A 25,395-nucleotide genomic window follows, 5' to 3' on the forward strand; every position below is an offset into this window, starting at 1 on the left:
GAGCAAGACATGAACAAGAACATCGGCATGATCGGCATCGGCCTCATGGGCCACGGCATCGCCAGCAATATCCAGAAGCACGGCTGGCCGCTGGGCGTGCTGGAACACCCCGGCAACCAGCCGCTGGATGCGCTCAAGGCCGGCGGTGCACGCACCTTCACCACTGCGAAGGACCTCGCCGCCTGGGCCGACGTGGTGATCCTCGTCGTCACCGGTTCGCCCCAGGTGGAGGCGGTGCTCACCGGCGCCGGCGGCGTGCTGGAGGGCCTGCGGCCGGGCAGCATCGTGATCGACTGCTCCACGGCCATCCCCTCCTCCACCCAGCGCATGGCGCAGGCGGTGCAGGCGGGCGGTTCGCGCTTCCTGGATGTGCCGATGACGCGCACGCCGAAGGAGGCCGCCGAGGGCCGGCTGAACCTGCTGGTGGGCGGTGATGCAGCCCTGCTGGAGGAGGTGCGGCCGCTGCTGAAGTGCTTCGCCGAGAACATCACCCACGTGGGGCCGGTGAGCGCGGGGCACAGCATGAAGCTGCTGCACAACTACGTATCGCTGGGCATGATCACGCTGCTGGCCGAGGCCGGCGCCTGCGCCGAGCGCAGCGGCGTGGCGCCCGAGGCCTTCGTCGACGTGCTGGCCAAGGGCGGCGGCGGCGGCATCGCGCTGGAGCGCATCAAGCCCTACCTGCTGGCGCGCGACACGAGCGGCCTGCGCTTCTCCATCGCGAACGCCCGCAAGGATCTGGACTACTACACCACCATGGCCACCGATGCCGGCGCCGCGCGTGAGGTGGCGCAGGCCGTGCTGGGCACGCTGGAGCAGGCGCTGGCGCAGGGCGGGAACGAGGCGCTGGTGCCGGAGCTGGTGACGCTGCTGGGTGGGGCGCGGCGCTGAGGCGTGCAGGGATCGCTGGGGTTGCGCTGACGCTCCACCCCAGTCTACGAAGTCCCGCCCACCCTGGTTGACCCCGTAGGCTGGCGGTGACCGAAGGGAACCCCAGCGGCTCCCACGCTGCTAGAGTCCCTCCGCATGACCCACCCCGCCCTGCCGCTGATCGAGTCCGGCCTGGCCGGCGCGCAGACGGCGCTGCTGGCGGGTGACTTCGAGACGCTGCGGGCGCGCCTGCAGATGACGCTGGATGCGCTGGCGCGCGTGACGGCCGAGGGCCTGGTGCCGCGTCAGCAGCGGCCGGCCGCGCCGTGGGACGGCCCACGCGCGCTGCGCCTCGTGTGGCACGTGCTGGCGGAGCTGCGCACGGCCGGCTGCCCCGCCTTCCCCTATGCGGGCACGCTGCTGGGCCTGCAGCGCGACGGCGCGCTGCTGCCGAATGACAAGGACGCCGACATCGCCGTCTGGCTGGACGATTTCAGCCTGGCCGGCCGGCTGCTGCAAGGCCTGGGCCTGCGCCGCGCGCGGGACGTGCCGCCCTTCGGCAACGTGGCGACCTATGTCGATGGCGACACCGGCTACTCAATCGATGTGTTCGGCCTGCGGCGTGATCCCGCCCGCGGCTGCATCGAGGGCGGCGCCTGGCTGTATGACCGCCCGCCTTCGCATCAGCGCGTGCTGCGCCTGCCATGGTTCGCGCTGCGCGAGCGGCCCAGCCCGGCCGGGCTGGTGTGGTGGCCCGATCCGGCGGAGGCGCTGCTCGAAGCGTTCTATGGCGACTGGCGCACGCCGCAGCCGGAGTGGGACACGCAGATCTCCAACCGCGCGCTGGTGGCCATGAACCTGAGCTGGACCTGCCTCGCCTGGAAGGCGCTGTGCCAATGCTGGCTCACCGGCGACTTGCCGCGCACGCAGCGCCTCGCGCAGCAGATCCGCGCGCGCTGCGGGGCCCAGCCGCAGCTGGATGCGTGGTGCGCCGTGCTCGATGCGGCCGTGGCGCCACCTCCGAAGCCGGGCCATGGCTGAAGACCCCGGCCCGGTCGCCGAGGACGTGAGCGTGCTCATCCCCGCCGCCGGCCTGGGTGAGCGCCTGGGGCTCGGCCCGAAGGCTCTGCTGCCGCTGGCCGGCCGGCCGGTGATCGACTGGCTGGTGGAGAAGGCGCGTCCGCTCGGCGCCGAGGTGCTTGTGGGCTGCGCGCCAGGCATGGCCGCGCCGCCGGCCAGCACGCGCGTCGAGGGCGGCACCACGCGGCAAGCGACGCTGACGCAACTGGTCGCAGCCGCCACGCGGCCCTGGGTGCTGCTGTGGGATGCATGCAGCCCGTTCGCCTCGGTGGCCCTTGCGCGGCGCGTGCTCGGGGCGGCACAAGCGACGGGCGCGGCCACCGCCTGCCTGCGCGCGCCGGTGCGGTGGCTGCGCGTGGAGGGCGACCGCGTGACCGAGGCGCTGCCCGGCACCGAGGCCGGCCAGTCGCAGACGCCCCAGGCCTTTCGCGCGGACCTGCTGCGCGAACTGTGCGCGCAGGCCGCGCGTGAGGGCTGGCAGCCGCAATCCGCAAACGAGATGGTGCTGCGCGCCGGCCTGCCGCTGGCGTGGGTGGAGGGGGAGGCGCTGAACATCAAGCTGACCACGGCGGATGACTGGGTGCTGGCGCAGGCGCTGACGCATCGCTTGCGGGCGTAAGACCTCCTGGGTCCCCGCCTGCGCGAGGACGACGGGTTGACGCAGTTGCGCCGTGCCCGCCCCAGGAATAGGATGGCCCCATCAACCTGGGATGGAAGGTCGTCATGCCTGCACATCGTGACATCGCCGCCCGCCGCACGGTGGCCCTCGTGGGCCCCAGCGCCGCGGGCAAGACCAGCCTGACGGAGGCGCTGCTGGCCAGGGCCGGGGCCATCGGCAGCCCCGGCAGCGTGGAGAAAGGTTCCACCGTCGCCGATTTCGACCCCCTCGAAAAACGAGCGCTGCGTTCCCTGAATGCGGCGCTCGTTCACTTTGAGCACCTGGGCATCCGCACCCACCTGATCGACACGCCCGGCGCGCCCGATTTCCTGGGCCAGTCGCTGCCCGCGCTGGAGGCGGTGGAGACGGCCGCCATCGTGATCAACGCGGCCACCGGCATCGAGCCGATGGCGGTGCGCATGATGGAGTGGGCGAAGGAGCGCGAGCGCGACCGCCTGATCATCGTGAACCGCATCGACGCGCAGGGCGTGGACCTGGGCGCGCTGGTGGAACAGATCCAGGCCACCTTCGGCAAGGAATGCCTGCCGGTGAACCTGCCCTCGCAGAAGCGAGAGCGCGTGCTCGACTGCTTCTACAAGCTGCATGCCGACGGGCCGCAGCCCGACTTCTCCAGCGTGGAGGAGGCCCACCGCAAACTGGTGGAGCAGGTGGTGGAGGTGGACGCCGCCTTCGTGGAGCGCTACCTGAACGAGGGCGACGTGGACCCGTCGGAGCTGCACGCCCCGCTGGAGCAGGCGCTGCGCGAGGGGCATCTGGTGCCCATCTGCTTCGTCTCCGCGCGCACCGGCGCCGGCGTGGCCGAGCTGCTGGACGTGATCGAGAAGCTGCTGCCCGACCCGACCGAGAGCAACCCACCCGCCTTCCTGGAGGGCGAGGGCGAGGCCGCCAAGCCGCACCCCATCGAGGTGGATCCCTCGCGGCACGTGGTGGCGCACGTGTTCAAGATCACGCAGGACCCCTATGTGGGCAAGATGGGCGTGATCCGCGTGCACCAGGGCACCATCACGCGCGACAGCCAGCTGTTCGTGGGCGACGGGCGCCGGCCCTTCAAGGTGGGCCACCTGTTCATGCTGCAGGGCAAGGAGCTGAAGGAGGTGCCAAGCGCCGTACCCGGCGACCTGTGCGCCATCGCCAAGGTGGATGAACTGCACTTCGATGCCGTGCTGCACGACGCGGCGGAAGACGCGCACCTGCACCTGAAGCCGCTGGCCTTTCCGGTGCCCGTGCACGGCCTGGCCATCTCGCCCAAGCGGCGCGGGGATGAGCAGCGGCTGCACGACATCCTGGCCAAGCTGGTGAGCGAAGACCCCTGCCTGAAGCTGGAGCACGCCGCCGACACCAACGAAACCGTGGTCTACGGCCTGGGCGAGCTGCACCTGCGCACGCTGCTGGAACGACTGACCGACGTGCACAACTGCCAGGTGGAGACACGGCCGCCGCGCATTGCCTACCGCGAGACGATCACCGCCCCGGCCGAGGGCCACCACCGCCACAAGAAGCAGACCGGTGGCGCCGGCCAGTTCGGCGAGGTGTTCCTGCGCATCGAGCCGCTGGAACGCGGCGCCGGCTTCGTGTTCGCCGACGAGGTGAAGGGCGGCGCGATCCCCGGCAACTTCATGCCCGCGGTGGAGAAGGGCGTGCGCATGGCCATGGAGCAGGGCGTGGTGGCCGGCTACCCGGTGGTGGACCTGAAGGTGACCGTGTACGACGGCAAGCACCACACCGTGGACAGCAAGGAGATCGCCTTCGTGCAGGCCGGCAAGAAGGCGCTGATCACCGCCGTGCAGGCCGCGCGCGCGGTCGTGCTGGAGCCGATCGTGCACGTGGAGATCACCGCGCCCGAGCAGCACATGGGCGACATCACCGGCGACCTGGCGTCACGCCGTGGGCAGGTGAGCGGCACACAGGCCGCAGCGGCCGGGCACCTGACGGTGCTGGCGCTGGCGCCGCTGTCGGAACTGGCGAGCTACCAGACACGGCTGAACTCACTGACCGGCGGGCAGGGCCGCTACACGATCATGCTGAGCCACTATGAGGCCGTGCCGCCGACGGTGCAGAGCCAGCTGGCGGCGCAGTACAAGATCCGCGACGAGGGGTGAGGCGGGAACGCTGGGGTTGCGCTACCGCTCCACCCCAGCCTACGGAAGACCGATCCAGCAGGCGGGTGTTCGCGATTCGTAGGCTGGGGTGGAGCGGCAGCGCAACCCCAGCGTTCCCCGCACTCGCCCGTAGACTCCCCCCATGGACCTGCTCCTCCTCCTCGCGTGCGGCCTGTTCGCCGGCACGCTGGGCGGCATCGTCGGCACGGGCTCGTCGCTGGTGATGATGCCGGTGCTGGTGGTGTTGTTCGGGCCGCGGCAGGCGATCCCCATCATGGCCATCGCCGCCATCCTGGGCAACCTGGGCCGCGTACTCGCGTGGCGACGCGCCATCGACTGGCGCGCCTGCGGCGCCTTCTGCGCCACCGCCGTGCCGGGCGCGATGCTGGGCGCGCGGCTGCTGCTGACCATTCCGCCCGGCGTGGCCGAGGGCGCGCTGGGCCTCTTCTTCCTGTCGCTGATTCCGGTGCGCCGCTGGCTGGCGCGGCACCAGCGCCGCATCGCGCTGCGGCACCTGATGCTGCTGGGCGCGCCACTGGGCGTGCTGACCGGCGTGGTGGCCTCCACCGGACCGCTGACCGTGCCGCTGTTCACCGCCTACGGCCTGGACCGCGGCGCCTTCCTGGGCACGGAGGCCGCCGCCTCCATCGGCATGTACCTGGCGAAGGTCGGCACCTTCCAGGCCTTCGGTGCCCTCTCGCCGCTGGTGCTGGCGCAAGGCGTGGGCGTGGGGCTCACGCTCATGGCGGGGTCGTTCGTGGGGCGGTATGTGGTGCTGAAGCTGTCGGAGCAGACCTACCGCGCGCTGATCGACGGGTTGATGGCTTGCTCGGGGTTGTCCCTGCTGTGGGTGGCGCTGCGGTGACGGGGACCGCTGGGGTTGCAGCCCAGCCTGCGCATGCCGATCCAGTGGGACGATCTTCGTAGGCTGGGGTGGCGCGCAGCGCAACCCCAGCGATCCTCGCCGCCCCTCACCGCCTCCGCTGCCACGGCCGCGCCAGCACCAGCGCCACGATGCCGCACAGCACGGCCCCGACCAGCCCACCCGCCAGCGTGTCCGCCTTCTCCTCGATGCGCTCCTGCCAAACATCACGGCGCGCGCCGTCTGCCTCCACCGCGATCACCCGCCCGTGCGACAGCACCAGCGTGACCGTGCGGCCCAGATGCGCCCGCATGTCGCGCCAGGCGCAATCCGCCCCCGGGCAATCGAGCACGGGGCCGGAGGGTCCCTGCAGCACGATGCGCCGGCCGCCGATCTGCAGCGCGCCGGTGTAAGACTGGGGCGCGTCCGTCGGCGCCGCGCGCGCCTGGCGCAACTCCAGCCACGCGAAGGCCGCCACGACGGCCAGCAGCAGCGAGAGGCTGGCCGCGAGGGCGGTGAAGTGGCGGCGACGGGCGGGGGACATGGGGCGAGCTTGGCACAAGGGCGGCGAAGGTGGAAGGGGCGTCGCCCCGTGACTGCGGAAGCGCCGCCCTACAGCACGTCCCCGCGAGCCATGGACATGGACAAGCCGTAGAGCCCCACCACCGGCTCGCCGTCGGCCCCCATCCCCTGCAGGGCCGACCCCGTCAGCTCCGCTTCCCTCAGCCCGCGCAACGCCTCCAACTCATACCCGCACACCACCAGCACCCAGTCCGCGCTGCGGTCTGCATTCCCGCGGATCTTCTGCTCGGTGGTCGGCCCGATGGCGGGTGTATCGGTGCGAAGCAGATGCGCGCCGGCCAGTCCGGGGCGCTGAGGCCATGCCTGGATCAACGCGTACAACGCGGCCTGCAGGCGCGGCGCCTCGCCCTCACGCGGGGACAGCCGCAGCGTCATTGCATGCCGCGCCACGCCGGCGCCGTGCGAGTGCAGCACGCGCGTCTGGCTGCGCACCATGTGGCGGTGGTGCGGCATCAGGCGCGTGGACCACGGGGTGGGCGCGTTCAGGCGGGCCAGGTACTCGGGGGAGCTCAGGGCCGCGTGCGTCTGCAGCTCGTAGAGGATGAAGAAGCCCTCGCCGCCATCGACGGCCGCCCAGCGCGTGGCACGCTGGAAGCCGGGCAGCGCCAGCCGTTCCGGAAAGTGCTCGTGCGTGTGCCAGTGCTCGAACTCGGCGCGCATGTCGGGCGCCATGTCCCACCACATCGCCAGCGCGGATTCGCCCAGCAGGGCCATGGGGTACTCCTCGTGTCGGGTTTCGTCCGCGCGGCGCGACCGAGGCCCCGCGACGGCTGCCAGCAGTATGCCGCCGCCGGCTGCCCGCCCACCGGCCCCCCGCTCAGCCGCTCACCAGGCCGATCGCGGCCACGCCGGCCATGCAGATCAGCTCGTCCTCGTCGCCCGTTCCGCCGCTGGCGCCCACGGCGCCCAGCAGGTGGCCCTGCGCGTCGCGGATCACCACTGCGCCGGTCTGCGGCAGGAACTTGCCCTCCGCGGTGGCGGCGAGCGAGACGAAGAAGTTGGGGTTGTCCTTGGCGCGCTCGGCGAGCTTGCGGCTCGACACGCCCATGCCCACGGCGCCCCAGGCCTTGGCCCGCGCGATGTCGAAGCGGAACTTGCTCGCGCCGTCCTCGCTGGCGAAAGCCTTCAGGTGGCCGGCGGCGTCGAGCACCGCGATGCCCATGGGCTTGTAGCCCATGGCTTTCGATTTCGCGAGCGCGGCGGCGATGAGGGCCTGCGCCTGTTCCAGCGTGAGGGGGGTCATGCTCAGTCCTCCGGTTTGAAGCCCGTTGCCTTGACCACCTGCGCCCAGTACGCGTGGTCACGCTTCACCAGCGTACCAAAGTCAGCAGCGCTCAGGCGCAACGGCTCCAGGCCGTTGCGGGTGAAGACCTCGGTCATCGCGGCGGAGCCCAGCGCCTCCCCCACGGCGGCATTGATGGCGGCCACGCGCGCCGCCGGCATGCCGGCGGGGCCGAACCAGCCCAGCCACTCCAGCGAGGCCAGCTCCTTGTGGCCCAGCTCCGTCATCGTGGGTACCTCCGGCAGCGCCTTCCACCGCGTGGGCGCCGTCACCGCCAGCGCGCGCAGCTTGCCCGAGCGGATGTGCGGCAGCACCTCGCTCACCACGTTGATGCTCACCGGCACCTGGCCGCCCAGCAGATCCGTCAGCAGTGGCGCACCGCCCTTGTAGGGAATGGCGTTCAGCGGCGCACCCGTCTTGCTGGCCAGCAGCAGCGAGGCGAGATGCATCGCCGAGCCCGTGGACGGGTTGCCGATGTTCGCCGCGGCCGGGTTCGCCTTGGCCCAGGCCACGAAGTCCGCGAAGCCGCGCACCTCCGCGGGCAGCCCCGGCCCCGCGGTCAGCACGGTGGTGAAGGTGCACAGGCCGGTGAGGGGCGTGAAATCTGCCAGGGTGTCGTAGGGCAGCTTCCGGAACACGTGCGGATGCAGCACGATGGTCGAGGCCGGGCTCTGCAGGATGTTGTTGCCATCCGGCGCCGAGCGGCGTACGAAGTCAGCCGCGATGCGCCCGCCGGCGCCCGGCTTGTTGTCATGGACCACGTTCTGCGGGAACTTGCCACGCAGCTGCTCGACCAGCGGCCGCGTCACCTGGTCGCCCAGGCCGCCGGCCGGGAAGCCGGACCACACCATCATGTTGGCGGCCTGCGCCTGCGCGGCCAGGGCGAAGGGCATGCCGCCCAGCGCCGCGCCCGCGCGCAGAAAGTCTCTCCGTTGCATGGTCTTGTCTCCTCTTGGGGCGGATCGGTATGAGTCAGAAGGGGTAGTGCCGCGGCGTGGTCTGCACCGTCACCCAGCGCAGCTCGGTGAAGGCGTCGATGCCGGCCTTGCCGCCGAAGCGGCCGTAGCCCGAGGCCTTGACACCGCCGAAGGGCATCTGGGCCTCGTCATGCACCGTGGGGCCGTTCACATGGCAGATGCCGGATTCGATGCGTTGCGCCACCTGCAGCGCGCGCGCGATGTCCCGCCCGAACACGGCCGCCGACAGGCCATAGGGGTTGTCGTTGGCGCACTCGACGGCGGCTTCGGTGCCGCGCACCCGCACCACCGGCTTCACCGGGCCGAAGCTTTCCTCGTGATAGATCCGCATCTCGCGCGTGACGCGGTCCAGCACCGTTGCCGGCATCAGCGTGCTGTCGCTGCGGCTGCCGCACACCAGCGTGGCGCCCTTGGCGAGCGCGTCGTCGATAAGGGCGTTGCAGCGCTCCACCGTGCTCAGGTCCACCACCGAGCCCAGCACCACGGGGCCCTTACGCGGGTCCCCCAGCGGCAGCCCGACCGCGCGCGCGGCCAGCTTGGCCACGAAGGCGTCGGCGATCGCCTCGTCCACCACGATGCGCTCGGTGGACATGCAGATCTGCCCGGAGTTGGCGAACGCGCCGAAGATCGCGCCGTCGACGGCGGCGTCGAGATCCGCGTCGTCCAGCACCACGAAGGGCGCCTTGCCACCGAGCTCCAGCACCACCGGCTTCAGGTGGCGCGCGCAGGTCTGCGCCACGAGCCGGCCCACCGGCGTGGAGCCGGTGAAATTGACGCGCCGCACGGCCGGGTGGGCCACCATCGCCTCGACCACTGCTGCCGCGTCCGCCGGGGCGTTGGTGACGAAGTTGACCACGCCGGGCGGCAGGCCGGCCTCCTGCAGGGCCTCGATGATCAGGCCGTGCGTGGCCGGGCACAGCTCCGAGCCCTTGAGGATGACGGTGTTGCCGCAGGCCAGCGGCGTGGCGATCGCCCGCACGCCGAGGATGACCGGCGCATTCCACGGCGCGATGCCGAGCACCACGCCCGCCGGCACGCGCAGCCCCATCGCCAGCGAGCCCGGCACGTCGGAAGGGATCACCTCGCCCGAGATCTGCGTGGTGATCGCGGCCGCCTCCTGCAGCATGCCGGCGGCGAGATGCACGTTGAAGCCGGCCCATGGCGCAGCGGCGCCGGTCTCGGCGGCCATCGTCTCGACGAACGTCGGGGTCTTCGCCTCCAGCGCCGCCGCGGCCTTCAGCAGCAGCGCGCGGCGGGCGCCGGGGCCGAGCGCGGACCAGGCGGGCAGCGCCCGGGCAGCGGCCTCGACAGCGGTGAGCGCATCCTGCGGCGTAGCGGCCGGGGCACGAGTGGCCACGGTGCCATCCAGCGGATTGCGGCGTTCGAAGGTGCGGCCCGAGGCGGAGGCGGTCTTCTCGCCCCCGATGAGCATGTGGATGTCGTTCAATCGGTGCTCCTTGACCGGCTCCACGCGGGTGAGCGAGTGGAAGCCGTACTTGTTCATGCTGACGAACTGGCCCACTGCGGGGTGGGGCAGGAAGCGCGTGCGGCAGTCGATGACCGCGGGCAGGCCCGACGCGACGGCGCGCGCGAACGCGGCCGCGAAGTCGCCGGCGCGCGTGACCACCTCGCCATGGCAGCCGAAGCCGCGCGCGATGGCGGCATAGTCGGTGTCCTCCAGCGCGGTCCCGTACTCGAAATCCAGGCCGGCCTTCTGGCCCATGCGGATCACGCCCCAGGCCGCGTTGTTGTGCACGACGGTGACCACGGGCAGGCGGTGGCGGCGCGCGGTGTCCAGCTCGTTGAGCGTGAAGCCGAACGCACCATCGCCGGTGATGTTCACCACCACCCGGCCGGGCGACTGCGACTGCAGCGCGATGGCGGCCGGCAGGCCGTAGCCCAGGTGGCTCATGCCCGGCTCGTGGAAGCGCGTGCGCACCTCACGCACCGGCGTGAAGTCGTTGCTCCAGAAGGTGGTGTGGCCGCCGTCGTAGACCGCGAGCGCGTCGGGCGGCAGCGCGTGGGCGATGGCCTGGGCCAGCGCGGCGGGGTGCATCGTCTGCTCGGTATCCGCGGCCATGATGGCAAGCTTGCGCTCGTAGCGCGCGCGCACGGCGCGCACCTGCGCCAGCCACTGCGGATCGGGCGTGGTCTCGCCCAGCGCGTCGAGCAGGTCGCGCAGCGCCTCGGCCGCGTCGGCCTGCATGCCCACGGTGTGCACCGCCGCGCTGCCCAGCGCCGCCGGGTCGATGTTCACGTTGATCAGCTGGTGGTGCCGCCGCGCCAGCGCGCCGCGCTCGTCCCACATCCATGAGGACCACCGGCAGCCGACGCTCAGGATCACGTCGGCGTGCTCGAAGGCATGCTTCACCGCCTCACCGGCGATCAGGCCGCCGTGGCCGACGAAGTGCGGGCTGTCGCTGGGCACGACGCCCAGCGCCATCTGCGTCGGCACCACGGGCGCGTGCAGGCGCGCGGCCATCTCGCGCAGCAGCGGCGCGGCCTCGGCGGCGACGACGCCGCCGCCGCCCACGATGAGGGGCCGCCTGGCCTGGCGCAGCAGCGCCACGGCTTCACGCACCAGCCGGGCCGAGGGCCGCGGCCCTTCGGTGGCGCGATACCGCTGCGGCGGCAGATCGAATTCATCCGCCGCGAAGGCGTGCACCTCGCCCAGCACGTCCTGCGGAATGTCGAGGTGCACGGGCCCGGGGCGCCCGCTCAAGGCCTCACGGAAGGCGCGCCGGGCCAGCTCGGGCATGCGGCGCGCGTCGCCGACCACCGCATTCCACTTGGTCAGCGGCGCCGTCACCGCGCGCGTGTCCAGATCCATGAACACGCCCACGTGCGGGTACGACGAGGCGCGGTGCTGGTTGGTGGTGATCGCCAGCAGCGGCAGGTTGTTGTTGAAGGCGATGCCCAGGCCCGAGGCCATGTTCAGCCCGCCCGGGCCGAGCTCGCCCACGGCCACCGCCAGCCGGCCGGTGCCGGCGTGCACGGCCGCCGCCATCATCGGCCCGGCGGCCTCATGCCGCACGCCGATGAAGCGGATGCGCGGCTCGCGGCTGAGCGCGTGGAAGAGCGGCGAGAGCTTGCCGCCGACGATGCCGAAGACGGTGTCCACGCCCTCCGCGAGCAGGATGCGCACGAGCGCCTGCGCGCCGGTCAGGCGCAGCGGCTCGCGCCGGGCCGCGGGCGGCCGGGGTGCCTGGGTGGCGGGCAGGTTGCGTGTCATCAAGGCCGCGATGGTGCGCCGGAAGGCCCCGCACGGCGATGGACGAATCGGCACCGGGCTTGGACATTTCCGGCATCGCTTTGACAATGCGCGGCATGAAGCCCGCGCCGCTGCTGCTCGTCCCCTTCCGCGAAGTCCGTCACGAACAGCCCGATGACTGCCTGCACTACGAATCCGTGGCCGTGCGGGGCCACGAGATGGATTGGACGATTCCGGCCCATCGCCACGAGGGCCTGCACCAGTTCCAGTTGCTGTGCGCGGGCCGCGTGCGGGGCACGATCGACGGCCGCGAGTTCGAGGCCGCCGCGCCCGCGATGCTGATGCTGGTGCCCGGCTCCGTGCACGGCTTCAGCTACACGCGCGACGCGGTGGGCCACCAGCTCACCATCCCGAGCGCGACACTGCGGCAGCTGCTCGGCGGCTCCGATCTGGCCCCTGCGCTGCTGGGCGACTCGTTCGTCATCGCCGACCCCGCCGATGCCCGCGCGGCCACCGACCTCTTCAACCAGCTGGCCGGCGAGTTCAACGGCGGCGAGCCGGGCCGCGTGCATGTGCTGCTGGCCCTGGCCACGCTGATCGCCATGCGCTTCGTGCGCGAGCACGGCGTGCACTTCCAGCGCGATGCCGCGCGCGGCGCACGCGACGCGCTGGTACAGCGCTTCCTGAAGCTGGTGGAGCAGCACCATGCCCGCCATGAGCCGCTGGCGTTCTATGCGGACGCCCTGGGCGTGACGCCCGATCACCTGAGCCGCACCTGCCGGCGCGTGCAGGGCCGCTCGGCGCTGAAGGTGCTGCAAGACCGCCTGATGCTGGAGGCGCGGCGCCTGCTGGCCTACACCGCCCTGCCGGTGACCCAGGTGGCCGAGCAGCTGGGCTATGCAGATCCGGCGTACTTCACCAAGTCCTTTGCCCGCGCCGTGGGCAACGCGCCCTCCGCCTACCGGGAGCTGGTGGCGCAAGGGGTGTTGAGCGCCGATCTGCAGACGCCCTGAGCGACCCCCCTGCGCGGCGGGTGCCGCTCAGTTCGTACGCGGGCCGCGCGCCCGCATCAGCGGTGAGCTGCTCGCCGCCATCGCCAGCTCCGCCGCGGCCTGCACCAGCGGGCGGCCCAGCGCCTGCATGCGCGCGGCAGTCAAGCGCTGCATCGGCCCGGCGATGGTGATGACGCCGGCGGCATCGTCCCCGCGGCGCATCACTGGCGCGGCCATGGCGCACATGCCTGGCGCGTACTGCTCCACGATCAGGCTGAAGCCCCGCTTGCGGTCTTCCTCCAGCACCTTCATCAACGCCTTGAAGGTGGTGGGTGCCTTGGGGCCGTACTCGCGTGGCGGGCCGAAACCCTGGCGCGCCACGAGTTCCGTGGCGCGCTCCTCGGTCAGCGTCATCAGCCACGCATGGCCGCCGGCGCTGCACGACAGGCGCACGTCGATGCCCATGTCCGGGTCATAGCGCAGGCCGGCACGCGCGCCTTGCGCCTTGGCGACGAAGGTGAGGCGATCGCCATCCACCAGCGCCAGGCGCACCAGCTCGCCCGACACCTCCGCCAGCCGGTCGATGATGGGCTGCGCGATGTCCACGATGCCGGTGCCGCCCAGGAAGCTGAGGCCCAGCGCGGGCAGGCGCGTGGTGAGCGTGTAGTCGCCCATCTCACGCAGCTGGCGCACGTAGCCGCAGCGCACCAGGTCCGCCAGCAGGCGGTGGCAGGCACTGCGGGGCAGGTGCAGATCCGCCGCGATCTCGGCCAGCGGCACGCCGCCGGGGTGCGCGGCCAGCGTCTCCAGGATGCGCAGCGTGCGGTCCACGGTGCCCACGGGCGCGGCGGTTGAATTCGTCATGCGGAATGAAATTCTGTTCTGGAACGGCGTTCTGACTGCGTTCCTATCATGCCGCACATTCCCACCCCTTCACAGGAGACCGCGTGAAACCCATCACCCGCCGCAGCCTGGCTGCCCTGGCCCTGCTCGTTGCCGCCACCGGCGCCGCCGCGCAGGATGTGCAGGAGCGCACCATCAAGTTCGGCCACCTCAACAACGTGGGCCACCCCACCAGCCTGGGCGTGCAGAAGTTCGCCGAGCTGGTGGCCGCCAAGAGCGGCGGCAAGATCAAGGTGCAGGAGTTCCCCTCTTCCCAGCTGGGCAACGAGCTGCAGCAGCAATCCGCCCTGCAAGGCGGCGTGCAGGAGATGCTGGTCGCCTCCACCACCTCGCTCAACGGCATCGTCAAGGAATTCGGCCTGCTCGACTTCCCCTTCCTCTTCGCCAACGCGCGCCAGGCCGATGCCATGGTGGATGGCCCGCTGGGCAAGGCACTGGCCGCCAAGCTGCCCGAGAAGGGCGTGGTGATCCTGGGCTTCTTCGACCTGGGCTTCCGCAACGTGACCAACAGCAAGCGCCCCATCACCAAGGGCGCCGATCTGGAGGGGCTGAAGCTGCGCGTGATCCCGAACCCGGTATTCCTGGAGACCTTCAAGACCTTCCGCGCCAACCCGCTGCCCATGCCCTTTGCGGAGCTGTATGGCGCGCTGGAGAGCAAGGCGGTGGACGGCCAGGAGAACCCCTTCGCGGTGATCGCGTCGAGCAAGTTCTACGAGGTGCAGAAGTTCGTGAGCGGCACCAACCACGTGTACGCGACCAACCCGGTGCAAATCAGCAAGCGCTTCTGGGACCGCCTCTCGCCCACCGAGCAGCGGATCCTGCAGGAGGCCGCGACCGAGGCGCAGAACTGGCAGCGCGGGGTGAGCCGCGAGGTCTCCAGCAAGGCGCTGGGCGAACTCACCGCCAAGGGCATGGTCTACAACGACCTGCCCGCGGCCGAACTGGCCGCCATGCGCGCCGCCGTGCGCCCGGTGTACGACAAGTTCGCCGCCGCCTATGACCCGGCCATCGTGACGCTGTTCAAGGCCGAGCTGGAACGCGTCTCCAAGCTTTGATGGGACACTGCGCTCCCATGAAGATCCTCGTTCTGCACGGGCCCAACCTCAACCTGTTTGGCCGGCGTGAGCCGCACATCTACGGCACCACCACGCTGGCGCAGATCGATGAGGCGCTGGCCGCGCTGGCGCGCGAGCTGGGCGTGGAGCTCGCCACGATCCAGTCGAACCACGAGGGCGCGCTCATCGACTTCCTGCATGCGCACATCGACGACGCACAGGGCGCGCTGGTGAACCCCGCGGGCCTCACGCAGCACGGCGTGCCGCTGCACGACGCCATCAAGGCGATGCCCTTTCCGGTGATCGAGGTGCACATGTCCAACATCGCCGCGCGCGAGAGCTGGCGCGCGCATTCCATCATCTCGCCGGCGGTGAAGGGCACGGTCCAGGGGCTGGGGCGGCACTCGTACCTGATGGGGCTGCGGGGGGTGGTGGCGCTGGCGCAGGAGAAGTGACCTCCCGGGGCGCTCAGCCGCGGCGCCGGTTGATCCTTGCAAATGGATCACGTCCCGATCAAATTGCAAGGATCCCGCATGCCCTCAGTCCGCCAGCGCCTGCTTCACCGTCTTCTCATCCAGCCCGTACATGGCCGCGAACTCGGCCGGGCTCTTGCCGCTGGCGGCATAGGCACGACGCAGTGCCTCGCGCTTGGCGGTGCGTTCGCGCAGGGCCTCGAAGGCTTCGTCCACCAGGGCCAGCGTCTGCGGGTCCTGGGTGCGGATGCGCTCCAGGTAGTCCGCGCGTTCGAGGCCGCTGGCCGTGATGGCCGCGGCCACGCGGTCCACCGCCCACTGCCGCTGCGCCTCGGGCGCGCGCGCCTGCCGGCGGCGGTACACCGCCATGATGGCGTGCAGGCGATGCTCGGGCGCCACCGGCTCCACGGGCTGACCATCCAGGTCGTGCCGCGCATCCCCGTTGGCCACCGCCTCCAGGTAGCGCGTGGAGCGCGCGTGCTCCCCCAGCGCGGCCTTCAGCGCCTCGGCCTCGTAGGCCTGCGGATGGCGCGCCAGGATGTCGTCATACGTGCCCACCTTGAGCGGGCGGAAGCGCGCGCCGAAGAGCGCGGGGAAGTGCGTGGCGAGCTGATCGAGCAGCGGGTGGTGCGGGCGGGCGGCCGGGTTCGGGCGCTGGCCCTTGGCCTGCGCCTGGGGCTGGCCTTGGCCCGGCCGGGGCGGCCGGCGCCCACGGGACGAGGGCCGCTGGGCGTCAGCGGCGGCGGCGGGCGCCGTAGGGGTTTCAGCGGCGGGGGTGGGGGTGGCAGTGGTCAAGGGACGGCAGGCTGGAGCAAACCCTGCAATGTAAGCGCTGGGCGCTTCAGGGACTGGACGGTGCGACGGAAGGCCCTGGCCCGGTAGCACCACACGCCCCCTCACCCACCCATCATCCCGTTCAACTCCGCCCCCGAAGCCGCATCCGCGAACCCGTCGAACCGCCCGCCCTCCGCCAGCCCCTTGGCCGTGCGCAGGAACCCGCCCCAGGCCGCGCGGGCGAGCGCGCCGCCCACACTGATGCGGCGCACGCCCATGGCGGCGTAGTCGGCCACGGTCAGATCCGAAGGCCAGCCCACCAGCAGGTTCACCGGCTTGGGCGCGACGGCGGCGACCACGGCCTCGATCTGCTCGCGGGTGCGGATGCCGGGCGCGTACAGGCAGTCGGCGCCCGCTTCGGAGTAGGCGCGCAGACGGGTGATGGCATCGGCCAGGTCCGGCCGGCCGACGATGAAGTTCTCGGCGCGGCCGACCAGCAGCGTGCGGGTGCCGGTGGCGTCGATGGCGGCGCGGGCCGCGCGCAGGCGGGCCACGGCGTCATCGATGGCGCGCAGCGGTTGGTCGGCGTCGCCCGTCGAGTCTTCGATGGAGAGGCCGGCCACGCCCGTCTCCACCGCCATGCGCACGCTCTCGGCCACGCCGTCAGGCGTGTCGGCGAAACCGCCTTCGAAATCGGCGTTCACCGGCAGGTCGGTCGCCGCGACCAGATCGCGCAGGTGCGCGAGCACGACCGCGCGCGAGACCTGGTTGTCCGGGCGGCCCTGCGACCACGCCAGGCCCGAACTGGTGCTGGCGATGGCCTTGAAGCCCAGCAGTTGCAAGGCGCGGGCGGAGCCGACATCCCACGGGTTGGGCAGCACGAAGCAGCCGGTGCGGTGCAGCGCGTGAAAGGTCTCGCGGCGGGCCTGGATGGATGGGGTCATGGCAAGAGCTCCGGTGGATGGATGCGTTGGGTGGAGAGGATGGTTGCTTCCGTCATTCCCGCGCAGGCGGGAATCCAGGAGATGGTGGCGCGCAAAGGCCTCCTGGGTTCCCGCCTGCGCGGGAACGACGGCGGGGTGGGCGGCTACAGTCGGCTCCGTGAACGCGCCTTCCCTCGCCCCGCGCACCGCCTGGCTGATGCTGATGGCGCTGACCACCGGCTTCGCGCTCAGCCAGGCCTTTCGCACGGTGGCCGCGCTCATGGCGCCGCCGCTGCAGCAGGCCTTCGGCCTGACACCGCGCGAGCTAGGCATCTTCGCTGGCGTGTTCCATTTCGCCTTCGGCGCGCTGCAGCTCGTGATGGGCCTGCTGATCGACTGGGTTGGCCCGCGCCGAACGGTGCTGATCGCTTTCCCGCTCGCCATCGCGGGAGCGGTGGTCACGGCCATGGCCGACAGTTTCACGGTGCTGGTGATCGGGCAGGCGCTCACCGGCATCGGCTGCGCGCCCGCGTTCCTGGTGTGCACGGTGTTCATCGCCCGCCAGTTTCCTGCGGCGCATTTCGCGCAGGTGTCAGGAGCCACGCTGGGCATCGGCTCCGTCGGGCTGCTGCTCACCGGCACGCCGCTGGCCTGGATCATCGAGGCCGCCTCGTGGCGGGCTGGCTTCCTGGCGCTGGCCGCCTGCGCGGCGCTGGCCTGGCTGGCCATCTGGCTGCTGGTGCGCGAGGCGCCGCCGCCGGCCGATGCGCCGCGCCCTTCCGTGGGGCAGGCCCTGCGCGGCTATGGCGAGCTGTTCCGCCTGCCCTTCACCTGGGGCATCGTCGGCCTGGGCCTGTTCACCTATGCCTCGTTCCTGGCGCTGCGCGGCCTGTGGCTGGGCCCGCTGCTGGTGGACCGGCACGGCTTCAGCCTGGTGGCCAGCGGGCACGTGGCGCTGGCCGTTTCGGTGGTGGGCATGGTGGGGCCGCCCCTTTTCGGCCGGCTGGACCCGGGCGACACGCGGCGGCGCGGCTGGATCGTGTGGAGCGCCTTGTCGGTGGTGGCGATGTATGCCGCGATGGCCTTCAACCCCGGCGCATGGCTCGACGTGGCCCTGTCGCTCGTGATGAGCGTGGTGGCGGGCTTCATCGTGCTGCAGTACGCCGACGTGCGCGCCGCCTACCCGCCGCAGATGACCGGCCGCGCGATGGCGGTTTTCACCATGTCCATGTTCCTCGGCGTCGCGCTGATGCAGTGGACGACCGGGCTGATCGCCTCCGCCGCCGCGGCCCTGCGTGTGGATGTCTACGCAGCGGTGCTGGGCAGCATCGCGCTCATGCTGGCGCTGGGCGTGGCGCTGTTCCGGTGGCTGCCGGCGCCAGCACACGCCCGCCGCCCGCCCGGGGCACAATCCGCATCATGAAGATCGCCAAGGACACCGTCGTCACGCTGCAGTTCAAGGTGGCTGAGCCCACCGGCCGCCTGATCGAGCAGAGCCGCACCCCCATGGTCTACCTGCATGGGGGCTATCACAACACGCTGCCGAAGATCGAGGAGGCGCTGGAGGGCCTGGCGCCCGGCGCCCAGGTCACGCTCAACCTCTCGGCCGCGGATGCCTTCGGCGTGCGCGATGAGTCACTGGTGCGCGTGATCCCCAAGAGCGAGTTCCCGCCCGGCGTGAAGGTCGGCGGCCAGCTCGAAGGCCGCACCGATGCCGGCGAGCCGCACGTCTTCCACGTCATGAAGATCAAGGGCCAGGAGGTGCACCTGGACGGCAATCACCCGCTGGCCGGGCGCGACCTGAAGTTCATGCTTGCCGTCACTGGCGTGCGCGCGGCCTCCGCCGAGGAGATCGCGCATGGCCACGTGCATGGCGAGCACGGCGTGCATCACTGAGGCACTGCCATGACCGACGCCGTGCTCGACGTCCGGCCCCTGGGCTTTCCCTGGGCCACGACAGACCCTTTCCTGTTCTGCGCCTACCACGACGACGCCTACCCCAAGGGCAATGGCACCTGGGGGCCGGCGGCCTCGCTGGCGGGCCGTGACATCGGGCAGGACTTCAGTCGCAAGGATGGCTGGAGCATGTACCACGGCGAGTCCGTGCCAGGTTTCCCGGCGCATCCGCATCGGGGCTTCGAGACCGTGACCATCGTTCGCAAGGGCCTTTGCGATCACAGCGACTCGCTGGGCGCGGTGGCGCGCTTCGGCCGGGGCGACGTGCAGTGGGTGACGGCGGGTGCGGGCATCGTGCACAGCGAGATGTTCCCGCTGCTGAAGACCGACGAGGCCAACCCGTTGGAGCTGTTCCAGATCTGGCTGAACCTGCCGGCGCGCCGCAAGATGGCGCAGCCGCACTTCACCATGCTGTGGGCCGACCAGATTCCGCGCGTGACACTGCGCGACGCGGAAGGCCGCGCGAGCGATGTGGCGGTGATCGCGGGGCGCTTCGGAGAGCTCGCGCCGCTGGCGCCGCCGCCGGATTCGTGGGCGGCGCAGGCCGATGCCGATGTGGCCATCTGGACGCTGCGCCAGGATGCCGGCGCGCGCCTCACGCTGCCGGCGGCGGCCAGTGCCGGCACGCGGCGCACGCTGTACTTCTTCAAGGGCGCGAGCGCCACCGTCGGCGGTCGTGCGGTGCAGGGCCCGGTGCTGGTGAGCGTGCGGGCCGAAATGCCGCTGGAGATCGTGGCTGGCCCCGGTGCCGAGTGCGAGTGGCTGCTGCTGCAGGGCCGCCCCATCGGCGAGCCGGTCGCGCAGTACGGACCGTTCGTGATGAACACCCAGCAGGAGATCATGCAGGCCATGCAGGACTACCGCCGCACGCAGTTCGGCGGCTGGCCGCATGGCGATGCAGCGCCGGTGCATGGCGGCGAGCCGCGGCGGTTTGCGCGGCATCCCGATGGGCGGCAAGAGGCGCCGGGCTGAGGGGCCCTACAACCGATCCCTCTTCGCCAGCGTCGGGAACAGCCGCCGCCACCCCAGCGCCACCAGCATCGTCCCGATGCCGCCCAGCACGACGGAGCCCACCGGCCCCAGCAGCGCCGCTGTGGCGCCCGACTCGAACTCGCCGAGCTGATTGCTGGCGCCGATGAACACGGCGTTGACGGCGCCCACCCGGCCACGCATCGCATCCGGCGTCTCCAGCTGCACCAGCGTCTGGCGCACCACCACGCTCACCATGTCGGCGCCGCCCGATAGCGCCAGCGCCAGCAGCGACAGCCAGAACGAGGTGGACAGGCCGAACACCACCATGCAGGCACCGAACACCGCCACCGCAATCAGCAGGGTGCGGCCCACGCGATGCTGCAGCGGATGTCGGCTCAGCCACACCGCCACCAGCAGCGCGCCCACCGCCGGCGCCGCCCGGAGGAAGCCCAGGCCCTGCGCGCCCACGTGCAGGATGTCCTTGGCGAACATGGGCAGCAGCGCGGTGGCACCGCCCAGCAGCACCGCGAACAGGTCGAGCGAGATCGCGCCCAGCACCACCTTGCGCTGCCAGATGAAGTGCACGCCGGCCAGCACCGTGCGCCAGGTGGTGGGCTCCATCGGCGGCGGCTGGTGCGCATAGCGCAGCAGCAGCATGAGCACCGTGCCCGCGGCCAGCAGGACCGCCGAGACGCCATAGACCCACTGCACGCCGGCCGCGAAGATGAGCCCCGCCAGCGCCGGCCCGCCAATGATGGAGGCCTGCACGCCGCTGGCGCTGAAGGCCATCGCCCGCTGCAGCAGGCGCAGTGGCACCAGCGCAGGCGTCAGTGCCTGTTGCGCCGTCATCTGGAAGGCACGCACCGCCCCCAGCAGCAGCGACGCGCCGAGCATCAGCTCCCGCGTGGCCCAGTGGCCCCGCGCGGCATCCGCCAGCACCAGGGCCGCCACGCACTGCACGGTGAGGCAGACCGCCACGATGCGCCCGCGGTGGTGCCGGTCCGCCACGTGGCCCGCCCAGAGCGTGAGCAGCAGCGCCGGCGTGAACTGGTACAGGCCGATCAGCCCCAGGTCCCACGCGCTGCCGGTCAGCTCGTACATCTGCCAGCCCACGGCCACCATCAGCATCTGGTTGGCGGTGGTACCGGCCAGGCGCGCCACCCACAGGCGCATGAAGCCGCCCTGGGCCATCAGGTCACGGAAGCTGCCGGGCTCGGGGTGCACCATCGGTTGGCAGTGTAGACAGGCGGCCTGATGGCCGCGCCCTCAGCGTCGCAGCCCGCTGAAGCAGGTGCGCGTGACCAGGGTGACGATGTCCTCGTCGCTGAAGCTGCCGGTGGCCTTGAGAAAGCCGACCACGGGATCGCAGCCGCGTGCATACAGCGTGTACAGCACCACGACTGGCGGCAGCTTCGGGTCGATGCTGCCGTCCTTCTGCGCGGCATGGATCCAGGCCTCCAGACGGTCACTGAGCATGAGCAGCCGGTCCACGTAGCCCGCGTCCGCCAGCAGCGTGGCGCGCAGGGTGGAGTTCTCGCTGGGCAGGGTGGGCATGCGGCCGGCCAGCTGCGCCTGCAGCGTCCAGCGCACCACCGCCTCCAGCTGCGCCAGCGGCTTCGCCCGCGGATCCAGGCCTGCCAGGTGCGCGAGCGCCTCGTCCAGCACGCGCACCATCGCCGCGGCGGCCAGGGCCTCCTTGCTGGGGTAGTGGCGGTAGAGGCTGGCCTTGGCCACGCCGGCCTCGGCCGCCACAGCGTCCACCGTCATGGCGTCGAAGCCCCGCGTGACCAGCAGGTGATTCACCGCATCCAGGATCGCCTGCTCGCGTGCCACCTGCATGCGCGCGCGAAAGCTCGGCCGGGGCGCCGCCTCAGGCGCGCTGGCGGCGGGCGGCACCGCGGCGCGACCCGGCCGCCGCACCGGGCGCGCGGCCGCGGCGGCGCTGCGTGGTGATCGGGGCAAGGTCCTCGTGGTGGCCATGACGTGACGGGCGAATACGGTCGGGTTGGGGCGGGATGGTAACGCCATGTTCCCGACTAGGCTTTATGGGTCATTTTGAGACTAGTCAGTCTCATCATGAACCACAAAGTTAGGATCGCGGCCAGTTCGTTCAACCCCTCTCACGAAAGGAACAGGCATGGACAAGAGCAGGCGCAAGTGGCTGACCGCCGCCCTGGCGGGCGCGGGGACGGTGGTGCTGGCGGGATGCGGCGGCGACGACGGCCCGGGCAACCTGGTGGAAGTGGCGCAGTCGCGGCCGGAGTTCAGCACGCTGGTCGAGGCGGTGGTGGCCGCCAACCTGGCCGGCACCTTGTCCGGCACCGGGCCCTTCACCGTGTTCGCTCCCACCAATGACGCGTTCGCCGCGCTGCTGGCTGAGCTGGGCGTGACCAAGGCGCAGCTGCTGGCCGACACTGCCCTGCTGACCGCCGTGCTCACCTATCACGTGTTGCCCGGCCGCGCGCCGGCCAGCGCCGTGGCCGGCCAGCTGGGCCAGCCCCTGGCCACCGTGCAGGGCGGCGTGTTCAAGATCGAATCCAGCGGCGGCCTGAAGGTCACCGACGGCCGCAACCGCGTGGCCACCATCACCGCCACCGACGTGGACGCCTCCAACGGCGTCATCCACGTGGTGGACCGCGTGCTGCTGCCCGCCAACCGCACCATCGTGCAGACCGCGCAGGCCACGCCCAGCCTGAGCCTGCTGGTGGAGGCGGTGGTGGCCGCCGGCCTGGTGGAGACGCTCAGCGCCCCCGGCCCCTTCACCGTGTTCGCGCCCACCGACACGGCCTTTGCCGCGCTGCTGGCGGAGCTGGGCATGACCAAGCAGCAGGTCTTCGCCGACAAGGCCCTGCTGACCTCGGTGCTCACCTACCACGTGCTGCCGGCCCGCGTGCTGAAGGCGCAGGTGCCGCTGAACGCGCCCATCACCACGGTGCAGGGCGGCACGTTCACCATCGGCAGCGATCTCGCGATCACCGACGGGCGCGGCCGCAAGGCGGCGATCACGGCCACCGACATCTTCACCAGCAATGGCGTGGTGCACCTGATCGACAAGGTGATCCTGCCGCGCGTCTGATAGCGGGCGGGCGCTGCGGGCGCGGCGCGAACAGTCCAGAATGTGGACCATGGACGCGCTTTTTTCCCGCCCCGCCCATGCCGCCAGCCGCCCCTCGGGCACCCAGGCCGTGGCGCGCGCGGCTGCCCTGCTGCGCGCCATTGCGGCCAGCCCACGACGCGAGATCGGCCTGGCCGATCTCGCGCGGGCGCTGGAGCTGGAACGGCCCACCGCGCACCGTATCCTGCAGCGCCTGGTGGAAGAGGGGCTGGTGCGCCAGAACCCCGCCACCCGCGGCTATCAGCTGGGGCCGCTGGTCTATGAGCTCGGGCTCGCGGCCCAGCCCCCGCTCACCCTGTACAGCGTGAGCAGCGATGCCCTGACGGCCGTGGCCCAGGGCAGCGGCGACACGGCCTTCGCCATCATCACCAGCGGCCTCGACGGCGTGTGCCTCGACCGCCGCGAAGGCAGCTACCCCGTGAAGGCACTGATGCTGGAGGTGGGCCGCCGGCGCCCCATGGGCAGCGGCGCCGGCAGCATCGCCATGCTCGCGACCCTGCCGCCCGAGGCCGCCGAGCGCATCCTGGACACCAATGCCGCGCGCCTGCGGGCCGCGGGCGAGCCGGACACGCAGGCGCTCAAGCGCATGGTGCGGCAGGCGCGACAGACTGGCTACGCCGTGAACGCGCCGGGCGAGGCACCGGAGATCATGTCGATCGGTGTGGCGGTGCAGAACGCGTACGGCACGCCGATCATGGGCCTCTCCATCTGCGCCCTGCGTTTTCGCATCGAGAAGCGGCTCGATGCGCTGGCCCGCCTGCTGCGTGCCGGCAAGTCGGAGATCGAGGCTCGCCTGCAACCGGCCCCTGCCGCCTGACCCGCCTCAGCAGCGCCCAGGTGTTCCGCTATGTGGACACATCCACCTTCCGCGCGGGTGGGCCGCCCGCTAGTCTGCGGGCATGGAGACAACGGGATTCATCGGCCTGGGCCACATGGGCGGCGCGCTGGCGCGCCGGCTGGCGGGCGCCGGCTTCCCGCTGGCCGTGCACGATCACTCTGCGGCGGCCTGCGCCGCGTTTCAGCTGGCCCGCACCATCGTCTGCGCCTCCGCGCGCGAAGTGGCCGACCGCGCGACCGTCGTCTTCCTCTGCCTGCCGTCCGTGGAAGCATCGCAGGCCGTTGCCCGTGCGTTGGCCCCGGGCCGTGCCGTGCGCGTGGTGGTCGAGACATCCACCGTCGGCCCGGCCGGCGTGCGCGAGATGGCCGCGGTACTCGCGGCGCACGGCATCGGCGTCGTCGATGCACCCGTCAGTGGCGGTCCCAAGGGGGCCGATGCCGGCACGCTGTCCGTCATGCATTCGGGCCAGGCCGGGCACGTCACGGCCGCGCTGCCCCAGTTGCAGGCCCTGGCCGGCAAGCGGTTCGACGTCGGGGCGCAGCCCGGCCTGGCCCAGGTCTGCAAGCTGGTGAACAACGCCATCTCTGCGGCGGCCATGGTGGCCTCGTGCGAGGGCATGGTGCTGGGGGTGCAGGCCGGGCTCGACGCCGGCACCCTGCTGGCCGCCATCAACGCCGGCTCGGGCCGAAACGCTGCCACGCTCGACAAGTTCCCCCGGGCGATCCTGCCCGGCACCTTCGACTACGGCGGGCCGGTCGGCCTGATGCTGAAGGATCTCTCGCTGTATCTGGAAGAGGCCGCCGCGCGCGGCCTGCCCGCCGGCATGGCCCAGGCGGCCTTCACGGCTTGGTCACAGGCCACGGCACGCGTGGGGCCCGACGCCGACTACACGGCCCTCATCCGCCCCTTTGAAGACGCCGCCGGCGTGCAGGTGCGCCAACCATCATGAACCTCGGACTCGGCGGCAAGGCCGCACTCATCACCGGCGCCGCCGGCGGCATCGGATCCGCCACAGCGCGGCTCTTCGCGCAACAAGGCATCGCAGTCGCCCTGTTCGACCGCGACGGCGAGGGCGCCGAACGGGTGGCCGCGGACCTGCGCCGCGACGGCGCCACCGCCATCGCAGGCACCATGGACGTGCGCGACCTCGACGCCTTCACCGCGGCCGTGACGCGAGCCGAGCAGGAGCTGGGCGGCCTGGACTTCGTCGTGAGCGTGGCGGGCGGCGGGACGCGCCAGACCTTGTCGACGCTCTCGATCGACGACTGGCACGCCGTGATCGACCTCAACCTCACCGGCCCCTTCAACGCCATCAAGGCCGGGGCGCCGGCCCTGCGCCGGCGCGGCGGCGGCGCCATCGTCACCGTGGGCTCGCTCGCGGGGCTGCGCATGTCGATGAACAACGGCGTGAGCTACACGGCGGCCAAGGCCGGCGTGATCGGTCTCACCCGGCACGCCGCCTACGAACTGGGCCGCGATGGCATCCGCGTGAACGCCGTGCTGCCCGGGCCCGTGCTCACACCGCAGATGAAGGCCAAGATCAGCGCCGAGACGCTGGCGCGCGTGCCGCGCGAGCTGCCGCTAGGCCGCTGGGTGCAGCCCGAGGAAGTGGCGGCGCCCATCCTGTTCTTCTGCTCGCCGATGAGCAGCGCCTGCACCGGCACCCACGTGATCATCGACAGCGGCCTGCACGTGGGCGCCACCAGCTCGCGCGACGAGTACGACCGCACGCGCGATGCCACCTGATTCCAG

General features: G+C 71.7%; 25 protein-coding genes and 1 pseudogene. 15 read left to right on the top strand and 11 right to left on the bottom strand.

What is annotated here, in order from left to right; translation table 11 throughout:
- Positions 1–9: 9 nt before the first annotated feature.
- From ACE3T5_RS03215 to ACE3T5_RS03235, 5 genes are all read left to right on the top strand, one after another.
- On the top strand, positions 10–891 hold the full coding sequence (locus ACE3T5_RS03215) for an NAD(P)-dependent oxidoreductase (RefSeq protein WP_374664376.1): 882 nt from the start codon (positions 10–12) through the stop codon (positions 889–891).
- A 135-nt stretch (positions 892–1,026) separates the two neighbouring features.
- A complete protein-coding gene (locus ACE3T5_RS03220; protein ID WP_374664378.1) occupies positions 1,027–1,911 on the top strand; it encodes a hypothetical protein in 885 nt (294 codons plus the stop codon).
- Positions 1,904–2,569: a 2-C-methyl-D-erythritol 4-phosphate cytidylyltransferase gene (locus ACE3T5_RS03225; RefSeq protein ID WP_374664380.1), complete on the top strand. Its 666-nt coding sequence runs from the start codon at positions 1,904–1,906 to the stop codon at positions 2,567–2,569. The genes ACE3T5_RS03220 and ACE3T5_RS03225 overlap by 8 nt, the downstream gene beginning before the upstream one ends.
- 104 nt (positions 2,570–2,673) lie before the next feature.
- Positions 2,674–4,728, top strand: coding sequence for an elongation factor G (gene fusA, locus ACE3T5_RS03230; protein WP_374664382.1), 2,055 nt, complete (start codon positions 2,674–2,676; stop codon positions 4,726–4,728).
- A 142-nt stretch (positions 4,729–4,870) separates the two neighbouring features.
- Positions 4,871–5,593 (top strand): sulfite exporter TauE/SafE family protein, encoded by a 723-nt coding sequence (locus tag ACE3T5_RS03235; protein ID WP_374664384.1) that lies wholly within the window; start codon positions 4,871–4,873, stop codon positions 5,591–5,593.
- Between the two features lie 106 nt (positions 5,594–5,699).
- On the opposite strand, the gene ACE3T5_RS03240 is transcribed toward ACE3T5_RS03235, so the two are convergent.
- The 6 genes and pseudogenes from ACE3T5_RS03240 to ACE3T5_RS03265 form a co-directional block, all read right to left on the bottom strand.
- Positions 5,700–6,134: a hypothetical protein gene (locus tag ACE3T5_RS03240; protein WP_374664386.1), complete on the bottom strand. Its 435-nt coding sequence runs from the start codon at positions 6,132–6,134 to the stop codon at positions 5,700–5,702.
- Between the two features lie 68 nt (positions 6,135–6,202).
- Entirely contained in the window at positions 6,203–6,886 is a 684-nt protein-coding gene (locus tag ACE3T5_RS03245) for a hypothetical protein (protein ID WP_374664388.1), read from the bottom strand.
- 103 nt (positions 6,887–6,989) lie between these two features.
- On the bottom strand, positions 6,990–7,415 hold the full coding sequence (locus ACE3T5_RS03250) for a heme-binding protein (RefSeq protein WP_374664390.1): 426 nt from the start codon (positions 7,413–7,415) through the stop codon (positions 6,990–6,992).
- Between the two features lie 2 nt (positions 7,416–7,417).
- Positions 7,418–8,392 carry a Bug family tripartite tricarboxylate transporter substrate binding protein gene (locus ACE3T5_RS03255; RefSeq protein ID WP_374664392.1) on the bottom strand — a complete coding sequence of 325 codons (975 nt, stop codon included), beginning with the start codon at positions 8,390–8,392 and terminating at the stop codon, positions 7,418–7,420.
- A gap of 34 nt (positions 8,393–8,426) precedes the next feature.
- Positions 8,427–9,878 (bottom strand): aldehyde dehydrogenase, encoded by a 1,452-nt coding sequence (locus ACE3T5_RS03260; RefSeq protein ID WP_374664477.1) that lies wholly within the window; start codon positions 9,876–9,878, stop codon positions 8,427–8,429.
- A 114-nt stretch (positions 9,879–9,992) separates the two neighbouring features.
- Positions 9,993–11,663 (bottom strand): annotated as a pseudogene (locus tag ACE3T5_RS03265) (thiamine pyrophosphate-binding protein); the annotation flags it as partial.
- A gap of 95 nt (positions 11,664–11,758) precedes the next feature.
- On the opposite strand from ACE3T5_RS03265, the gene ACE3T5_RS03270 reads away from it, so the two are divergent.
- Positions 11,759–12,655 carry an AraC family transcriptional regulator gene (locus ACE3T5_RS03270; protein ID WP_374664394.1) on the top strand — a complete coding sequence of 299 codons (897 nt, stop codon included), beginning with the start codon at positions 11,759–11,761 and terminating at the stop codon, positions 12,653–12,655.
- Between the two features lie 27 nt (positions 12,656–12,682).
- Here the strand turns inward: ACE3T5_RS03270 and ACE3T5_RS03275 are convergent, their stop codons facing one another.
- A complete protein-coding gene (locus tag ACE3T5_RS03275) occupies positions 12,683–13,498 on the bottom strand; it encodes an IclR family transcriptional regulator (protein ID WP_374664396.1) in 816 nt (271 codons plus the stop codon).
- A gap of 83 nt (positions 13,499–13,581) precedes the next feature.
- Here ACE3T5_RS03275 and ACE3T5_RS03280 point away from each other — a divergent pair, with 83 nt between their 5' ends.
- Both ACE3T5_RS03280 and ACE3T5_RS03285 read left to right on the top strand, forming a co-directional pair.
- Positions 13,582–14,592 (top strand): TRAP transporter substrate-binding protein, encoded by a 1,011-nt coding sequence (locus ACE3T5_RS03280; protein WP_374664399.1) that lies wholly within the window; start codon positions 13,582–13,584, stop codon positions 14,590–14,592.
- A gap of 17 nt (positions 14,593–14,609) precedes the next feature.
- Complete coding sequence (locus ACE3T5_RS03285) at positions 14,610–15,047, top strand: type II 3-dehydroquinate dehydratase (RefSeq protein WP_374664401.1); 438 nt, start codon at positions 14,610–14,612, stop codon at positions 15,045–15,047.
- Between the two features lie 84 nt (positions 15,048–15,131).
- On the opposite strand, the gene ACE3T5_RS03290 is transcribed toward ACE3T5_RS03285, so the two are convergent.
- Together ACE3T5_RS03290 and ACE3T5_RS03295 are read right to left on the bottom strand one after the other, a co-directional pair.
- Complete coding sequence (locus ACE3T5_RS03290; RefSeq protein ID WP_374664403.1) at positions 15,132–15,860, bottom strand: ProQ/FINO family protein; 729 nt, start codon at positions 15,858–15,860, stop codon at positions 15,132–15,134.
- Positions 15,861–15,961: 101 nt separating this feature from the next.
- The gene (locus ACE3T5_RS03295) at positions 15,962–16,783 is read right to left on the bottom strand and encodes an oxaloacetate decarboxylase (RefSeq protein ID WP_374664405.1); all 822 of its coding nucleotides are present in this window, start codon (positions 16,781–16,783) and stop codon (positions 15,962–15,964) included.
- A gap of 196 nt (positions 16,784–16,979) precedes the next feature.
- On the opposite strand from ACE3T5_RS03295, the gene ACE3T5_RS03300 reads away from it, so the two are divergent.
- The 3 genes from ACE3T5_RS03300 to ACE3T5_RS03310 are packed head-to-tail and all read left to right on the top strand — an operon-like array spanning position 16,980 to position 19,690.
- The gene (locus tag ACE3T5_RS03300) at positions 16,980–18,185 is read left to right on the top strand and encodes an MFS transporter (RefSeq protein WP_374664479.1); all 1,206 of its coding nucleotides are present in this window, start codon (positions 16,980–16,982) and stop codon (positions 18,183–18,185) included.
- A complete protein-coding gene (locus tag ACE3T5_RS03305; RefSeq protein WP_374664407.1) occupies positions 18,182–18,658 on the top strand; it encodes a peptidylprolyl isomerase in 477 nt (158 codons plus the stop codon). The genes ACE3T5_RS03300 and ACE3T5_RS03305 overlap by 4 nt, the downstream gene beginning before the upstream one ends.
- A 9-nt stretch (positions 18,659–18,667) precedes the next feature.
- Positions 18,668–19,690: a pirin family protein gene (locus tag ACE3T5_RS03310; protein ID WP_374664409.1), complete on the top strand. Its 1,023-nt coding sequence runs from the start codon at positions 18,668–18,670 to the stop codon at positions 19,688–19,690.
- Between the two features lie 6 nt (positions 19,691–19,696).
- On the opposite strand, the gene ACE3T5_RS03315 is transcribed toward ACE3T5_RS03310, so the two are convergent.
- On the bottom strand, positions 19,697–20,917 hold the full coding sequence (locus ACE3T5_RS03315; protein WP_374664411.1) for an MFS transporter: 1,221 nt from the start codon (positions 20,915–20,917) through the stop codon (positions 19,697–19,699).
- Positions 20,918–20,956: 39 nt separating this feature from the next.
- Positions 20,957–21,529 (bottom strand): TetR/AcrR family transcriptional regulator, encoded by a 573-nt coding sequence (locus ACE3T5_RS03320; RefSeq protein WP_374664481.1) that lies wholly within the window; start codon positions 21,527–21,529, stop codon positions 20,957–20,959.
- A 298-nt stretch (positions 21,530–21,827) separates the two neighbouring features.
- Between ACE3T5_RS03320 and ACE3T5_RS03325 the strand changes: the two genes are divergently transcribed.
- From ACE3T5_RS03325 to ACE3T5_RS03340, 4 genes are all read left to right on the top strand, one after another.
- Positions 21,828–22,766, top strand: a complete 939-nt coding sequence (locus ACE3T5_RS03325; protein WP_374664413.1) for a fasciclin domain-containing protein — start codon at positions 21,828–21,830, stop codon at positions 22,764–22,766.
- Positions 22,767–22,815: 49 nt separating this feature from the next.
- Complete coding sequence (locus ACE3T5_RS03330; RefSeq protein WP_374664415.1) at positions 22,816–23,622, top strand: IclR family transcriptional regulator; 807 nt, start codon at positions 22,816–22,818, stop codon at positions 23,620–23,622.
- 82 nt (positions 23,623–23,704) lie between these two features.
- Entirely contained in the window at positions 23,705–24,592 is an 888-nt protein-coding gene (locus ACE3T5_RS03335; protein ID WP_374664417.1) for an NAD(P)-dependent oxidoreductase, read from the top strand.
- Positions 24,589–25,389, top strand: a complete 801-nt coding sequence (locus ACE3T5_RS03340; protein WP_374664419.1) for an SDR family NAD(P)-dependent oxidoreductase — start codon at positions 24,589–24,591, stop codon at positions 25,387–25,389. The genes ACE3T5_RS03335 and ACE3T5_RS03340 overlap by 4 nt, the downstream gene beginning before the upstream one ends.
- Positions 25,390–25,395: the final 6 nt, after the last annotated feature.

The sequence above is a fragment of the Ramlibacter sp. genome (genome assembly GCF_041916345.1).
Taxonomy (GTDB): domain Bacteria; phylum Pseudomonadota; class Gammaproteobacteria; order Burkholderiales; family Burkholderiaceae_C; genus Ramlibacter.

Bases quoted from the DNA above. Each gene is read 5' to 3' on its own strand.
- ACE3T5_RS03215 (WP_374664376.1), top strand. From the start codon at position 10: ATGAACAAGAACATCGGCATGATCGGCATCGGCCTCATGGGCCACGGC.
- ACE3T5_RS03220 (WP_374664378.1), top strand. From the start codon at position 1,027: ATGACCCACCCCGCCCTGCCGCTGATCGAGTCCGGCCTGGCCGGCGCG.
- ACE3T5_RS03225 (WP_374664380.1), top strand. From the start codon at position 1,904: ATGGCTGAAGACCCCGGCCCGGTCGCCGAGGACGTGAGCGTGCTCATC.
- fusA (WP_374664382.1), top strand. From the start codon at position 2,674: ATGCCTGCACATCGTGACATCGCCGCCCGCCGCACGGTGGCCCTCGTG.
- ACE3T5_RS03235 (WP_374664384.1), top strand. From the start codon at position 4,871: ATGGACCTGCTCCTCCTCCTCGCGTGCGGCCTGTTCGCCGGCACGCTG.
- ACE3T5_RS03240 (WP_374664386.1), bottom strand. From the start codon at position 6,134: ATGTCCCCCGCCCGTCGCCGCCACTTCACCGCCCTCGCGGCCAGCCTC.
- ACE3T5_RS03245 (WP_374664388.1), bottom strand. From the start codon at position 6,886: ATGGCCCTGCTGGGCGAATCCGCGCTGGCGATGTGGTGGGACATGGCG.
- ACE3T5_RS03250 (WP_374664390.1), bottom strand. From the start codon at position 7,415: ATGACCCCCCTCACGCTGGAACAGGCGCAGGCCCTCATCGCCGCCGCG.
- ACE3T5_RS03255 (WP_374664392.1), bottom strand. From the start codon at position 8,392: ATGCAACGGAGAGACTTTCTGCGCGCGGGCGCGGCGCTGGGCGGCATG.
- ACE3T5_RS03270 (WP_374664394.1), top strand. From the start codon at position 11,759: ATGAAGCCCGCGCCGCTGCTGCTCGTCCCCTTCCGCGAAGTCCGTCAC.
- ACE3T5_RS03275 (WP_374664396.1), bottom strand. From the start codon at position 13,498: ATGACGAATTCAACCGCCGCGCCCGTGGGCACCGTGGACCGCACGCTG.
- ACE3T5_RS03285 (WP_374664401.1), top strand. From the start codon at position 14,610: ATGAAGATCCTCGTTCTGCACGGGCCCAACCTCAACCTGTTTGGCCGG.
- ACE3T5_RS03295 (WP_374664405.1), bottom strand. From the start codon at position 16,783: ATGACCCCATCCATCCAGGCCCGCCGCGAGACCTTTCACGCGCTGCAC.
- ACE3T5_RS03300 (WP_374664479.1), top strand. From the start codon at position 16,980: ATGCTGATGGCGCTGACCACCGGCTTCGCGCTCAGCCAGGCCTTTCGC.
- ACE3T5_RS03305 (WP_374664407.1), top strand. From the start codon at position 18,182: ATGAAGATCGCCAAGGACACCGTCGTCACGCTGCAGTTCAAGGTGGCT.
- ACE3T5_RS03310 (WP_374664409.1), top strand. From the start codon at position 18,668: ATGACCGACGCCGTGCTCGACGTCCGGCCCCTGGGCTTTCCCTGGGCC.
- ACE3T5_RS03315 (WP_374664411.1), bottom strand. From the start codon at position 20,917: ATGGTGCACCCCGAGCCCGGCAGCTTCCGTGACCTGATGGCCCAGGGC.
- ACE3T5_RS03320 (WP_374664481.1), bottom strand. From the start codon at position 21,529: ATGCAGGTGGCACGCGAGCAGGCGATCCTGGATGCGGTGAATCACCTG.
- ACE3T5_RS03325 (WP_374664413.1), top strand. From the start codon at position 21,828: ATGGACAAGAGCAGGCGCAAGTGGCTGACCGCCGCCCTGGCGGGCGCG.
- ACE3T5_RS03330 (WP_374664415.1), top strand. From the start codon at position 22,816: ATGGACGCGCTTTTTTCCCGCCCCGCCCATGCCGCCAGCCGCCCCTCG.
- ACE3T5_RS03335 (WP_374664417.1), top strand. From the start codon at position 23,705: ATGGAGACAACGGGATTCATCGGCCTGGGCCACATGGGCGGCGCGCTG.
- ACE3T5_RS03340 (WP_374664419.1), top strand. From the start codon at position 24,589: ATGAACCTCGGACTCGGCGGCAAGGCCGCACTCATCACCGGCGCCGCC.